The 16,236-nt window shown below is 63.5% G+C and carries 2 protein-coding genes; both read left to right on the top strand.

Translation table 11 applies throughout. The features are described 5' to 3' along the window. Positions 1-199 precede the first annotated feature (199 nt). Positions 200-886, top strand: coding sequence for a hypothetical protein (locus tag ABID16_RS22835; RefSeq protein ID WP_354558688.1), 687 nt, complete (start codon positions 200-202; stop codon positions 884-886). 80 nt (positions 887-966) lie between these two features. Beyond that, positions 967-16,236: leukotoxin LktA family filamentous adhesin (locus tag ABID16_RS22830; RefSeq protein WP_354558687.1), on the top strand; the 15,270-nt coding region annotated here is incomplete at its 3' end.

Below are 16,236 nucleotides of genomic sequence, written 5' to 3'. Positions count from 1 at the left end.
TCCGCAAAAACTGGCAAATCGTAAAAATTTCAAAGCTGCAGCGAAGTTGAAAGCCGATGGCCGGGTGGCCGGCGGCACATTCGTATTCGCACACCGCGCCGCGCGAGGTTTGCCGTCCTAAAGGCACTTCAGAACCGGCGGGTATCGGTCAGTCGACAATATCGATCCGGCGACATCGCCGTGCCAAGGGTAAAATACAATGCGTTATTCCTATAGATTACTTGTTCTCGCTCTCGGTCTGGGGCTCCACTGGGGCCATGCCATGGCCGTCGAAAATGCCTCGCAGGCCACACCGCCCGATGCTGGCAGCACCGCCGCCCCCGCCCCCGCCGTGTCGCTCAAGGGTTTCCGCTCGGCGGTTTTCGGCGCGGATGAGGCCGCCGTCAGGGCTGCCATCACCAAGGATTTCGGCATTGCAGCCAAAGACATCGCGAAGTCGCGAAACCTGACGGACCGCACCGATGTGCTGACCGTCAAGGTGCCGGACATCATCGAGGGCGGCGGACTTGCCGAAGTCGCCTATGTGCTTGGCTACAAGTCGCACAAGCTCATTCAGGTCACGGTCGTCTGGTCGAAGGCGACCGACAAGGACATGACGGCCGAGCGCCTGCTTTCCAACGGCGAGGCCCTGCGCAACTATTTCTCGACCGCCGGCTACGTCCCCGCATCCATTGTAGCGAACGCGGAAGTCAAGGACGGCATCCTGCTGTTTCGCGGCGCAGACAGCGAAGGCAAGACGACCGCGCTGATGCTGCACGGGGTCAAGACACCGGCAACCGATCCCAAGCAGTCGGCACAGCCCTTTGCCCCCGACGGGCTGCTTCTTTTCTACCTTGCCGATCCGAAGACACCCGACGTCTTCAAACTGCCGTCCGGCCAGTTCTGACGCACATCCGCCGCTCGATGCGGGCGGCGGAACGATCATCTGAGAGAAGGACAGAGACTGTGACAGGTCTCGGAGGTTTCATGCGCAGCCAGCGATCAGCCAAAGGCCGGCAAGCGGCCATCAAGTCGAGACTGCTCTGCGGCTCGGCGCTGGCTTCCTTTGCCATCATTTCGCTGGCAACCGGATCGTCCGCCTTCGGTCAGGATACGGGCAGCCCGAATTCGCCCGGCAACACCATCGCTCCGGATGGCCGCACCGCGACCTCCCTCTCGGTCCAGGGCAAGGTGACCGACATCACGACCGGCACGCTTGCCGGCGGCAATGCCTATAACTCCTTCTCTACCTTCGGCGCGGCGGAAGGCAATACCGTCAACCTGCATGTGCCGACCGGCGCCGGCTATCTGGTCAATATCGTCCGCAGTGCCCCTGTCGATATCCAGGGTACGGTCAATTCCTACCAGAACGGATCGATTGGCGGGAATATCGTCTTTGCCGACCCTTATGGCCTCGTCGTGGGCAAGAAGGGCACGATCAATACCGGCGGCCTGACCATCGTCACCCCGACTTCGGCCACGCTCGACAACGTGCTCAACAAGGCCGGCCAGATCGACCAGGGCCTCGCCGCCCGGATGATCGAGGGCAATGTGCCGATCTCGCCCGATGGATCGGTGGTTATTTCCGGCAAGATCAATGCCGAAAGCTATGTGAAGATCACCGCCCATGACATCACCGTCGCGGGCTCCGAAAAGGAAGCAAAAAAGGCGGCCCGGCAGAAGGCGCAGTTCCACGCGACCGTGAATTCGTCAGGGATGACGGAAGGCGGCGCCATCGTCGTCAGGAACGGTTCGATCAAGCTCGTTGCGGCCGGCGACGTCAATGTCGGCGGAAAGGTTCACGCCAAGGGTCCCTCCGGCGCGGTCAGCATCCGTGCGCAAGGCAGCGTCAATATCGAAAAGACTGCGCGCATCAAGGCGGGCTCGAAATCCAATCAGGTCGCCGTCTCGACACAGTCAGCTCCCGCCATCTCCATCGAAGCCGGGAAGACCGCGCGGATCGACGGCCGGCTTGCCGTGCAGGCAGCGCATTCCGCGACTGCCGGTCAGATCGCGGTGCGGGCGGGCAACACAATTATCGGATCGACCGCCGCATTCGTGGCGAAAGGTCGTGGGACCGCCGATGGCGGCACGATCTCCATCAAATCGGATATCGACACGACCGTTGCCTCCGGCGCGAGCTTTACGGCCAGCGCACTCGGCACCGGTAATGGCGGGTTTGTCGAAATCAGCGCGGTCGGCACCGACACGATTGCGGCGGGTGTCAAATTCGACCTCGGCTCGAAATCGGGCAAGAGCGGCACGATCCTGTTCGACCCGACCGACCTCGTGATCGGCGGAACATCCGGCTCGGCCAGCATCTACAGCAACGGCGTGAATGTTGTGCTGGACGCGTCGAATTCCATCACGATTGCCGGTGTCATCGACACCCGCGCCTATAGCGGCAACCATGTCACCGGCCTCCTTTCGGCAGCGGGTGTCGTCTCCACCGGCAGTTCCGGCTCCGTGACGCTGACGGCTCCGTCGATCACGATTTCAGGCGGCGCGGCGATCTATGCCGACGTCAACAATTCAGCCTCGACCGCCTACACCGCCGGCGATGTGAAGCTGACCGCGACGGCAACGGACCTGCAGGCCTGGGCACCGTCTTCGGCGACAACCGGCATCACGATCGCCGGCACGATCACCGGCGCCGATATCACGGCTTCGGCCACCTCCACCTCCAGCGTCTCGCTGCTGGCGAGCACGACGAACATCGCCTCGACCGTTGGACGGACGGTGTTCGGGCTGCTCACCGGCATCAACGGGGGCTATCTCGGCTCGTCGGCGACGGCCAATGTCAGCGTCCTGTCGGGCGCCAGCATTCGCGGCAGCGGCGCGGTCACCCTTTCCGCTTCCGGCTCGGAAACCGCGTCGGACATCCATATCGTTCCGGCAAGCGGTCTGTTTCAGCAATTGATCGGCGCGGCGATCGTCGTGGGCGAGACGAATGCGTCCGTTTCCGCCAACATTGCCAGCGGAGCCACCATCTATAGCGGCGGCAAACTCACCGTCTCGGCTGTCAACTCCGCCACGCTGAGCGTGAATGCGCAGGTCTTTTCCACGAACACCGCGGCGGATTCCGCCTTCGCCTATTCGACCGGGACGATCCGCACGAATGCGTCGATCGACAGCGGCGCCAACATTTCCCAGGCGGGTTCCGTCGCCGTTGCGGCGCAGAACACCAACAACTTCTCCACGGCTGCCAGCGCCAATGCCATGGGCAACGGCAATGCCGGCGTTTCGGTTGCCGTCAGCAACATCAACACCTATGCGACCGCCAAACTCGGCGCGAACGTCACCACGGCCGGCAATGTCGATGTCTATTCAGGCTCCAACACGACGGCAAACGTGGTTCGGGCCTCGACGACGGTGGGCAACGACTTTGCGGGCGATACCTTCTCCACGATCGTCAGCGAGTCTTCCTTCCTGACGGACGTCTTCGGACCAGGCGGCTACTTCCAGGCTGGAAAGGCCGGCCAGGCGGCGGCCAACGGGGGCATGTCCGAAACGTCCAAGGGCGGCATCACGCTGGGGCTCAATCTCGGCAGCCAAAGCTCCGAGGCCTCGCTTACAGCGCCGAACGTGTCAGCAACCGGGAGCGTCGGCGTTGTCAGCCTTCTGACGGATGCGGGCATCCGCAGCGATGCTTCAAGCCAGGTCAACTCGTCCTCCGATCCGTCTCCGCTCAACCCGTCCGCATCGACCGCTGTCTCCATGGCGGTTGCCGTCGCCCAAATCACGCATAAATCGAACGCCTTCATCGCTTCGGGCAGCCATGTTTCGGCCGGCCAGATCGTCGTGGATGCGCAGACCGAGGTTCCGATCCTCAATTCGTGGATGCAGTGGAGCGATTTCAGCAGCGTCATATCGCATCTCAATGCCAATGCCGGCGTCGTCAACGATATCCTGACCAGTTATGCCAACGCGACGGCAACCGCGACCGACGGCGGCATTTCCGGCGCGGTCAACTATTTCAATATTACCAACGATACCACGGCCTGGGTTGGCAGCAATGCGATCCTCGTCCAGACCGGCACGGCCGCGCCCGCCTCCACCTATTCCATCTCCGGCGCCGGGTTCGATACGAGTTTCCAGAGCGTCGACATTACCGGCAATATCGAAGTCAAGGCGCTGACCGAGACGCAGAGCATCAATGTCGGCGGCAATTTCTCCTGGCTTGGCATTGCCGGCACCAATGGCGGAGGCTCGGACGCGACAGCGGTCGGCGGCTCGGCCAATGTCAACATCTTCAACAGCAACACCATTGCCGGGATCGCGGCCGGCGCGTCGGTTACATCGGCAGGTATTCTCGACGTGTCGGCAAAGACGGCGGACACCGTCTTTGCCGTTTCGCCGACCTCCGGCAAGGGCTCGGGGCTGGGTCTGAACGGCATCGCTTCGGTGCTGATGATCGACAACAATACATCCGCTTCGATCAGCAATCTCGCGACGATCAGCGCGCCCACCGTGTCGATCTCGGCCCAGCAGCAGCTTTCCTCCTTCGATATCGCCGGTGCAGTCGGCAGCTCGACCTCATCGGGCGTCGGCCTGTCCGTTGCATTGGTCGATCTGGAAACAGCGACCGCAGCCTTTATCGGCGACAACAGCCAGGAACTCGGCAAAAGCGGTGCTGGGTCCGACGACGCGGGCACGGGATATGTGCCGCCCGGGACTGTGACCGCAGACAGGCTGGCGGTCACGGCGCTTACGACCGGCCGGTTGCAGACCCTGTCCGTCGCCGCCCAATATTCCAACAATGCGGTTCCGCCGACCGCCTCCGAGGCTCTTCAGCGCACCGCCCCCGACGATGCCAACTATCTCACCCAGCTTGGCTACTATATGGCCAACAAGATGGCCGCGGTCGCCGCGAAAATCGACGACGCGGTGAACAACCTGACCAGCGACAACATGAACATGGTCAACGGCACCGGCAGCATGGCCGGTGCCGGCAGTTCGTCGATCAGCCTGACATCGCTCTCCACCTCGGCCGGTATCGCCGACGCGCATATTTCCGCTTTCACCAGCGGGGCTGACAATAGCGTCACCGTCCAGGCGCTCAACAATACGATTCTGACGACCGCCAGCGGTGCCGCTGCGGTTGCCATTGGCGCACCGGGAACCAGCCGCACGGCCGCCATCGCGGGCACGCTTGCCCTCGACAACAGCGCCGACATGACGACGGCAACCATCAGGCACTCGCAGGTGACGGCGACCAATATCGGCGTTCAGGCGCTCGCCGGCGGCGAAAACACCGTGATCGGGCTGGCAGTCGCGCTCACCTCCGGCAGTGCGTCTTCGGCCACGAATGCCTCGATATCCGGCTCCGTGCTCGTCAACCGCAATGGCGTTCAGGCGCTGGTCGATAGATCCAGCCTCGGCGGCGCCTCGACTTCGGCAAACGGAACGATTTCCATCGCGGCCGATCGAAAGACCCGGATCGGTATCGGCGGCGGCGCGCTTTCAGCCGGATTGACCGGCGGCGGCACCGGCATCGGCATCGCGCTCACCTATGTCGAGATCGGCGACCCGAGTTCGGGCGACGCGGTTTCGGCGATCATTTCCAACTCGACCGTCGTGAACACAGCCCGCCTCTCGGTCATGGCACTCGACCAGAGCCGCATCGTTGCGGGCGCGGCGGTTGCGACGGGCGGGGCCGGCACCTATGGGTTCGCCGGTTCCGTGATTGTCAACAAGATCGCTCCGACGATCACCGCGAAAATCCTCAATGGCAGTGTTGCCACCTCGGGCGACGTCACCGTCTCCTCCTCCGGCGGATCCGATTCAAATCTCGACGCCCTGATTTCCAACGCACAGATCGCCGCGACCGGAGGCCTCGCAAGTTCCGGCGGCGGTACGGGTGCGGGCAATGCAAATGTCGACTTTTCTGCCAACGCGGTTTCCCCGACTTCCGCATCCGGCGCCGCGATTATCGCCGTCGCCGGCCAGATCGCCTATGGCAAGAGCAATGTCGGCCTTTCGCTCGTGGTCAACCAGATCGCCCAGATCAACCAGGCGACCGTCGACGGCGTGATCCTGATCTCCGGCGGGACAGTCACGGTCACCTCGACCAACGATGCCGAAATTCTCGGCGTCGCGGTCGGCGCAAACATCGCCGCCGGTTCCGTGGCCGGCCTCGGCTCCGTCGTTTACAATTCTATTGCAGACGGCGTCATCGCCCAGATCGGCGGCAGCGGTCCCACGAGCGTGACGGCGAAATCCGTGTCCGTGACGGCTGAAGATGGCGCGCATATTCGCGGCGCGACCGGCGCTCTGGCCGCTAATATGAACAGCTCTGCGGTCGGCCTCTCCGTCACAGTCAACCAGATCGCGAATTACGTGGCGGCCACGATTTCCACTGCCAGCGTCACGGCGAACCTGCCGACGACCGCCTCCGCAATGGGTGGCTCGCTCCTGGTTTCCGGCCAGTCGAATGCCGCGATCACGACGGCCTCCGTCACCGGCTCCTTCAGCGGCGGCGCATCCGCGACCACGCCCTCGTCCGGCGGCGGCAGTTCCTCCTCGCCGCTCAGCACGCTTTTCACCAAATTCGTGCCGGCATCGCTGGCCCGCCTTCAGGCCGCCTCGACGCCCCCGCAGCAGCAGAGCGCACCCTCGACGCCAGACACGTCCAGCCTCACCGGGGCCGGGTCGATTTCGCTCAGCACCGAGGCAACCAGCGTTTACGCCTCGATCGTCAACAGCTCGACTGTCGCAGCGCAGAACAACGTCATTCTCCTCGCCAACAATTCCGATGCGATCACCGTCTATGCTGGTTCGCTTGCCTTGTCTGCCGGCACCGGAACCACCGCCAGCGCCTCCGTTCTCGTCAACGAGATCAGCGGCACGACCAGCGCCTATGTCTCGGGCAGCACGGTCGATGCCTTCGGCCGATCAACCGGTTACGGGGTGGATAGCGGGCAATTGCTGACCGCCGTCGATCCGTCGGCGCTGGTCTCGCCGGACGCGCTTCCCGCGCTGCAGAACGGCTCTGTGACGGTCAACGGCATCGCCGTCGTTGCCACCTCGCTACAGACCGTCAAGACCATCTCGGCGGTCGCTGCCGGTTCTGCGAGCGGCACGGCGCTTGCCGCCAATGTCATCACCAACACGATGAAGGGTGCGACAAGCGCCTATGCGGTCAACGCCCTTCTCGACACAAACTTGACTAGCACCGCGCCGGATATCCGCATTGCGGCCTCGAGCGCGGCCTTCGCCAACAATCTCGATGTCGGCATGGCGGGCTCGGGCGGCAATGCCGCCGGAACGGTCACGCTTGTCATCAACCTGATGAGCGGCGCGACCAACGCCTATCTCCAGGACAGCACGACAGGCAGCGCGGCGCATCCCGCAGGCGCGGTCGCGATCCTTGCCAATGCCTGGCTGGGCACGTCGGGAATCTCCGCAGGCGTTGCTGCCTCCGACAGCGTCGGCGTCGCGGGCTCCGCCATCGCCAACACATTCTCCGCCAAGACATCGGCCTACGCGAAGGGCGGCACGCTCAACGCCAGCACGCTCGCCGTCAAGGCCAACACGACAGACGGATATTACGGTATCGTCGGCTCTTATGCCATCGGGGGGACCGCCGGCGTGGGTGCCGGCGTCGTCGTCGCCACCATGAACAACGAGACGAACGCCTATCTGGGTGCCACAGACGATGCGATCGCGGTGACGCTGAGCGGGGCGACGGGCACCGCCAATGCTCTCGCGGTCTATGCCTCGACGACAACGAAGACAAAAAGCTACGACTTCGGTTTCGCGCTCGGCGGAACCGGCGGCGTCGCCGCCATGGCGACCGTCAATCTCCTCACTAACAAGACGCTCGCCAAGATCGAAAACGCAAATGTCACGGTCCTCGCGGCATCGCCGACGGGCCAGAGCGGCATCGATGTGAGCGGGAACGAAACTGTCAATCTCAACGCGACGACGGGCGGCGTGGCGGCAGGTGGATCGGCCGCGGGCGGCGCTGCCGTCAACGTCGCGATCCTCAAGAGCTCCAACCAGGCCCTGATTAATCAGTCCACTATCAGGACACCCGGCTCGGTCGGCGTTTCGGCGACAAGCGCGCGCGATATCACGGCCAAGACTGTGACCGGCGCGCTCGCGGGCTCCGTGGCGCTTGCGGGAACGGTCGGCGTTGTTCTGGTGGGCGATGCAGCCTCGGCTGCCCAGACGAGCGATATCGGTGCCTCCGTGGGCAGCGCGGATACCGCGACACGCTCAGGCGGCAGCATGAGCGCTGCCCTTGGCGCGGGAAGCGATGGCATCACCGCCGCGATCAACGGCGGCACGGTGACGGCCAATGCGGTCACGATCACAGCCACGGGCAATGTCGCGATTGAGAATGCTGTCGGTACAGTCGCTGTCAGCGGCTCGGCCGGCCTCGGCGCGGCCGTCGGCTACACAACGGTTCGCCAGGCCATCACGGCGCAGGCTTCGGGCGGCACGATTGCCACGCAGTCGCTTTCGATCACCGCCGGCGCCGGCGACGACGGCGACCGCGCTGCGCATACGACCGCCATCGCGGGTGGGGGTGGCGGCTATGCCGGGCTGGGCGCGGCCGTCGCCATTTCCGAAATCAGCAATACGATCAATGCGCTCGTCAACTCGACCGTCAGCGGAGGCACGGCAACCGTCAACGGCGTGACCGGGACGGTGCTTGCCAATACCGTCACCGTTTCCGCAGCCGACACATCGACATCGGCGAGCGATGTGACGGGTGTCGCCGTGTCCATCTACGCCGCCGTCGGCGCGTCGGTGGCAAAGGCCGACCGTTCGAGCATCGTGAATGCGAAGACCCAATCCAGTGCCGGTATCGTGGCGCAGACAGTCACCGTGCAGGCTAGCGAGGGCGGGGCAACCTATGCCTTCGGGAAGGGCGGCGCGGGCGGTGCGGGCCTTGCCGGAACCGGTGTTTCCGCCACGGCCACGGACACCGCACAAGTGACCTCCGGTGTCCTTGCCGGCAGCCGCATCGTCGCCATATCCGGCCTCACCGTGTCCGCAACAGCCTCGCCGGATGCCAAGGCGTTTGCGTTCGGCGTCTCGGCGGGCTCGTCGGCTGCGGGCATCTCCATCGCGGATGCCGAAGCCAATGCGACAGTCACCGCGTACGTGGACGGCGGTGCCGACCTGACGCAGACCTCCGGGCTGACGATCAAGGCACTCGTCAATATCACCGGAACATCGGCGACGGCATTTCCCTCAAGCGCAACCGTTTTGCCGACCGAGACATCCGATTTCCAGGCGGGCGGGACGACGGCTGCGGCGTGGAGTATCGCCGGCAGCGGCGCTTTGAGCTTCGCTTTCAATGACACAACGGCCAATGCTAAAAGCAACACGACCGTGATTGCCGAAACGCGTGACGGCTTCCGCCTGCCGTCCGGCGCCGTCTCGATCTCGGCCTCGAACAAGACTAATCAATATGCCAAGGGCACCGGCGTGGCGATCTCCGGCGGATTGGCTGTCGGTCTGGTCGATGCTGAGGCAAGCTCCACGTCGACGACGACCGCCCGCGTGGGCCAGAATACGCTCAGCACCGCACAGGCACGCGATGCCAACGGCAATATCACAACGCCCGGCACCGGGGATGTCAGCATTTCCGCGACCGGCAGCGACACGAACAATGCGGATTCCACCGCCGGAGCGGGCGGCGTCTATGCCGGCAACGGATCGGTCGCCGGGACAACGGACACGTCGACCGTCACCGCATCGGTGGGCGACAATTCGAGAATTTCCGCCACATCGATCTCGGTATCGGCCGACCATTCGGATATTTTCGGCCAGATGGCCAATTCCCTCAACGCAGGAATTGTCGGCGCGAGTGCCGCGCTTTCCAAGCATGACGGGACATCGACGGTCAGCGTGGACATTGGCACGACGGTGGCGCTGAATGCGTCGGCCGGGGGCCTTACCAAGGTCTGCATCGCCTATGGTTGCCAGGCGGCGGTCAATATCACCGCGACCAACACATTCACCGATACGAAGTCCGGCACCAGAGCCGGTGCCGGCGGCGGCATCAACGGCGCGGGCGCGACCAGCACGATCAACATCAACCGCAACGCCGGCGGCACGACCATCTCCATCGGCAATGGCGACGACATCACCTCCGGCACCGATGCGACGCTGGCTCCCGGCAGCATCGCGATGATTGCCACCAGCATCATCAATATCGCGGACGAAGACGACCTGACAACCGGCGGCCTGATCCAGGGCGCGGGCGTCAACTCGACCGTCAAGGCCATCTTGACGAACGAGATCGACATCGGCACCGGCGTGGCGCTGGCCACCCGCGGCTCCATCAACCTTGCGACCTACACGACCGGCGCAGTCACCGCGACCGGCAATGTCTCCACATGGGGTGTGGCCGCCGTCGGCAGCGCCAACGCATCCATCGACCTGACCGAGAACGAACGGATCAAGGTGCTCAGCAGCGCCGCCAATCCGACCACGCTTGCGGCGTTCTACAATGTGAACGTCACGGCGGGCAAAGACCTGATGAAAGGTCAGTCGAACAACCTGGCGGGGAATGCGATCGCGCAAGGCTATGTTCGCGGCCTGATTGCCGTACCGACCGCCGAGGCGACCACCAGTATTGCGACAAACGCCTCCGTCGATCTCGGCGCCGGCTCGCGCGTTTATGCCGGTCAGAACGTCAGCGTCGCTGCCAATCGCGGCGGAGCCTCCGTCCAGGCGGACGGGACCGGCCATGGTTACGAACTGGCCTTCATTCCGGTCACAGTGGGCCATGACAGCGCCTCCGCGCCGACCACCTCGACTGTCAATCTCGGCGGCACGATTGTTGCCGGTCAGTATCACACGCTGCAACTGACCATCAACGCGGACGGCACCGTGACCGAGAACGCCTCGGGCGCGCCGGTCAACTACACTTATTCCGCCACCAACACCTCCAGTTGTTCGGCGAGCATCACTGCAAGCTGCCTGTTGACGGCGGCGCAGTATCAGACGCTGCTCAATCACGGCAACATTTCGAGCGGCAACATCGCAGCGGTCCGCTTCGGCGCGCTCTTCGCCTCCGGCGGCAATGCCGACATCATGGCCGATACGCTGACCGGCGGTGGCTCGATCTATGCCTATGGCAGCCCGTCGATCACGGTAAACAATGCGAACCCCATTGCGGTCGTGCTCGTTGGCGGCGCCTATATCCCGAATGTGCCGGCCGGCCTGATCACCTTCAGCGGCAATGCGACGGAAGCGGCGGCCAATGCGGCCGGCATCGCGCGTCATGCCGACGGCACGAGCACGGCAGGCTCGATCACCATCGCGCTCACCAATACGAGTGGCGACCGAGGTGCCGGCGCGCCGCTGATCGTCGATGCCCCGATCACCAATCTCGGGGGTGTCGTCAGCATCACCAATTCCAACGGTTCGCTGATTTATCAGACCGTCTATGCAACGGATAGTGCAGGCAATTTCGTCGTCGACGCCCAGGGGAACAAGAAGGCCGTCAGCATCGGCGGGACGCAGGGCAATCAGGTTCTGGTTTCGGTGCCTTATGGCGCATTGATCGTCGATGCGAACTCGGCCGATGGCAGCTTCATCGCCGGCGCATCGCCCGTGACCGAGTGGTCCGGCTCCGCGATCTATCCCGGCGGGATACACGGGACGAATGCCAATAACGCGATCATGTATGTGGCAAGCTCGATCTACGTGAACCAACTTCAAGGCGTCGACCAGATACAAAACAATGGCGGCGGGGACATCAACACGAGCCTTTACGGCACGGCACTCGATGGCCCGGTCAACGGCAACAATGCGGCTAACGCGCATTCCGAGATCATCCTCTTCGGCGCCTGCTCCTATAACGGCCTGCTCGCCTGCCCGTCCGGCGCGACGATTTCCGTCTATCATACGACACAGACCGCCTATGTGCAGCAGGCCCTCAGCTACACGATCACCAACCCCGACCTCCAGTCCGTATCGGGAAGCGCCCAGAGCCAGCAGATTTACGGCAACCTGATCGAGGTCCACGCGGCGACGATCGACATCAACGGCGCCATCTATGCCGGGCCGCCCACCGTCTACAACATCACGCTCAACGCAGCGATGGGTAGCTTCGTCGGCCAGCTCAACCAGTATCGCCAGAGCCTGGCCGGCGGCGACATCTCGACGGCTTACGCGATCTCGCAGCAACTGACGAACCAGTATGGCGCAACGGCTGCTTTCAATCTGCTCAACACGGCCTATACAGGCGGCAGCCTCGACGTCTCGTCCTATCTCGGCTTCAGTGCCAATTCGGCCCGCGACGTCAAGGCCACCTACGATTTCTCCAGCGGCCGTGTATCGCTCGACAAGATCGAAGCGCATTCGACCGGGGCAAGCATCGTTCTTGACGGCGCGATCATCAGCTCCAACACGCTGGGCAATATCCACATCAACAGCGGCTTCGGCCAGGTCCTTATCAACAACCAGACCGGGTTCGACCTTTCGGTCGACGGGATCAATACGGGCTCGGCCGCCAATGCCAGCGCGGCGACCAGCACGGTCATGATTGTCGATCGGCTGAAGGACCAGGTGAACGGGACATCGGCGAACGATACCAAGACGTTCGTTTACAATCCCGGTGCGGGCGTGAAGACCTATATCAGCAGCAACGGTGCAAATCCCATCGACGGCAACGGCAATGTTGTCGGCGGCGCGTGGCTGGAATCGAGTTCGTCCGGCACGACGGCGACCTATTCGCCGGTCACTGGTGCTTCCTATCAATATGTTCAGGAGGCACAGCTCAAGCGCTTCTTCACGACCACGATCAAGGAAGGGGCAACGGTCTTTGCCTCGGCCAGCGACTGGGTCTTTGTGAGCGGCACGCCTGGCAATCCCTATTATTACGTGTCACCCGACGCCGTCCCGTCGACCGCCAGCGGCTGGGTCTCGTCATCGGGCATCTCGCTGACCCCCGTCGGCAAGGTGATCGTCGATCCGAGCGCACCGCTCTACCGCGAGACGATTTTCGGCAATATCATCAGCCACGGTTATCAGGCATCGGACAATAACGGCAATCCGGCTCAATGCTGGCAGGGATATCCCTGCGCAGCACCCTATAACGTTGCGCAATGGTACCCCGACTGGGCCTTCGTCCGCGTTACCAGCGTCGAGCGCGCCGACAACAATGTCGGCATCACATTCAGCGGCAGCGCCACTGGCGCCGTCACCATCAACTCGAACGCCTCCGTCATTGTGTCCGGCGACATCAAGAACCCGACCGGCCTCACCAGCATCACGACGTCGCCAAACACCTCGTCGATACAGCAGGTCGCGGAAACATCGATTTCCGGCGCTTCGGTCAATCTGACGAGCGGCGGATCTATCGGAACCGCCGCCAATCCGGTGAATGTCACGATCACCACGGGGCTCGGCACTACAACCGGCAGCTTCTCAGGCGCCGCCGGAAACGGCGGTGTCATCGCCAACCTTAATTCGGGCGCGAACGGCCTCTATGTATCTGCGGCCAACGGCAGCGTTCGGCTGACGGCAGCGGGCACTCTTGTCGCCGCATCCGGCAGCTATGTTTCCGGCACCAATGTCACGCTGAAGAGTACAAACGGCAGCATCGGCGCGACCAACCAGCTGCTGAGCGTGCAAACCGCCCGGAGCGGCGTGCTCAATGCATCCGCCTATAGCGATATCGGCCTTTATATCCCGACCGGCGACCTGCTGATCGGCCAGATCGCATCGACCGCCGGCAATGTCGCCCTCACGGTTGCCAATGGCAATATCTACGACTCTCTCTCCCAGACATCCGCGTCGGCCCTGTCGCAGGACCAGATTGCCGCCATCGCAGCTGCACTTCATCTCATCGGCACAAGCGATGCTGACGCGGGTGCGTCCGCCATCAAGAGCTTTGAAAACACCGTCAACGCCAATCTGGCGACCTATCTGCAATTCATCGCCAATGGCACCGTTGCGTCGGGAACCATCGGCGCGCTGGAGGGCGCGGCACTTTCCCTCTACGCGCCCTTTGCAAACTCGGCTGCCATCGCAGCGGCGCGCACCGCCCAGTCCGGCGCGACCCACTTCGTCACGCCGACGAATGCCCAGATTCTCGCGACCGCAAACGATCTGGCTGCGGCAAACGGCGTCTTCACGCTGACACTGACGGATGCCGACAGGGCGCAATATAAGGCTCTGGCCGCCGCTGCTCTTGGCGTCAGCGCTGCCCAGGTCTCGAGCGTGACTGATGAGCAGATCCAGGCCTGGGCTAATGCGCGCTATCAGGCCTATGCGACGACTTTCGCCGACGCCTATGGCACTGCGTGGCAAACGGCCGTGCCGGCAGCGACGACGCCATTCACCGTGACGGCCGGCAGTGCACTCGCCACCAGGCTCACCATGTCGTCCAACTGGACGGCGGCGCAGATGGTTCAAGCCGTCGATGCTTCGGCCATGCAGCCCTCCTCCACCACGGTCGGAAGCTCAGCAACGCCGGACATTGTCGGCCATGACGTGAAGCTCGTGACGCAGGGTGGAGCGATCGGTACATACAATCCAAACGGGATGCAGATCTCGCTCGGGCAAATGGTTAACGGTACGCTGAGCAGCCAGCAGCAGGCTGCCCTTGCATCGGCAACCACGCCGGGCTCCGTCTCGCTGATCGGCACCGATGCGAACGGGCACGCGCTTGCTGCCGGAACCAGCCTGACGACACTCGGAGCCGGCTCGACCGTCACCGGGCTCAACATTGCGCAGACAGCGCCGGTCTTCGTCAGCGCGTCTGGCGCCTTCACCATCTCCTCGGCGTCTTCGGTCTATCTGCAGGCAACCGCCGGATCGTCGATCAACATCAACCAGTTGACTGCGCACGGCGATGTCGACCTCAAGGCCCCCGGCAACATCGCTGCAAGCCTGGTCGCCGGCCAGCCTTCGTCCAGCACGCAGATCGTCACGCCCGGCAATCTGGTCCTCGTCGCCGGCAGCGGCAATATCGGGTCCAGCGCCGTTCCTTTGACGCTCCAGATTGGTGGGGCGCTGATCAACGCGTCGGCCGGTGGCAGCGTCAACATCGATTTCGCATCGGGTGACGCCTCGCTGCAACGCGTCTTCGCCGGCGGCACGGCGACCATTTCGACTCATCAAGACTATTCGATCTATTCGGGACTGAGCGGTATCAACATCTCGGCCGGCAACATCGTCCTGAACTCCGGCAAGAATATCGGGTCGGTCAATACCGCGCTCGCGATCTCCACAACCGGGCACCTGTCCGGCAGCGCCTCCGGCATTGCCAATATCTCCGCCCCGACCGTCAATAGCGCGCAGCCGAACAGCCTGACGGTATCCAACCTGACCGCGAGCGGCAATATCTGGCTCTCCGCCGGCCAGGCCTTGACGGTCACGGATACGATCAGCTCGACGGGCGGCAACATCCAAACCGCATCGGCCTCCCTGTTGATGAACGCCGGGACACTCCTCAAGGCTTTCGGCACCGTCACCGTGAACACGCTTGCCGACGCAACGCTGGCAGCGATCGAAAGTCTCTTGAACCCGGCGACTGCGACGGATGCCATTGCCATCTCGGCCGGCGGCACGCTCTATTCGGCCTCCAGCGGACTATCGCTGACAACCGGCGCCAACGGGACCGCCTCGCTTGCAGCCACGCTCGGTATTGGCTCCACGACCTCGGCGCTCGCTCTCGACACCGCTTCACTGTTCTCGGCCACCGCCACCGGCAACAACGCCGGGGTCTACATCACGAGCAGTAGCGCCCTGCAAGCCGACACCCTTCAGGCGGCCGGCGCGCTCAAGCTGACGGCAGACACGCTCTCCATAGGCTCTGCGACGAGCGGCGGCGATGCCACCTATCTCGCAAGCGGCAACCTCGCCTTCACGCTGCTCAAATCCACCGGCGGAAAAATCTCCGCCGCGTCCACGGCAGGTTCGGTCAGCGGCACGACGGTTGCAGCATACGGCAACGCCGGCATTTCGGCCTTCGGGGACAGCATCGGAACGGGGATCACCAGCACGACCGGCAAGATCGTCGTGACCTCGACCGGCGGTCGGATCGACTGGTCCACCCTCTCCGCCGCCACAACCATCGACCTGACCGCCTCCGGCAGCACCCTGACGGTCGGCTTTGCCACAAGCGGCGGAACCCAGACGCTGCATTCGAAGGGTAACCTGACCTATACGACCCTCAAGACGACGGGCCTCACCGGGGATGCGGGCGATATCGCCCTCACCTCGGATACGGGCGCCATCGGCGTCACGGGCACCGATACGCTGGAAGCCAATGGCGGCTTTAAT

The organism is Limnomicrobium aquaticum (assembly GCF_040545545.1).
Classification (GTDB): Bacteria; Pseudomonadota; Alphaproteobacteria; order Rhizobiales; family Rhizobiaceae; genus Ensifer_A; species Ensifer_A aquaticum.
Note: the sequence above shows the minus strand (reverse complement) of the source record. Positions and strands in the feature narration are given on the sequence as shown.

Bases quoted from the DNA above. Each gene is read 5' to 3' on its own strand.
- ABID16_RS22835 (WP_354558688.1), top strand. From the start codon at position 200: ATGCGTTATTCCTATAGATTACTTGTTCTCGCTCTCGGTCTGGGGCTC.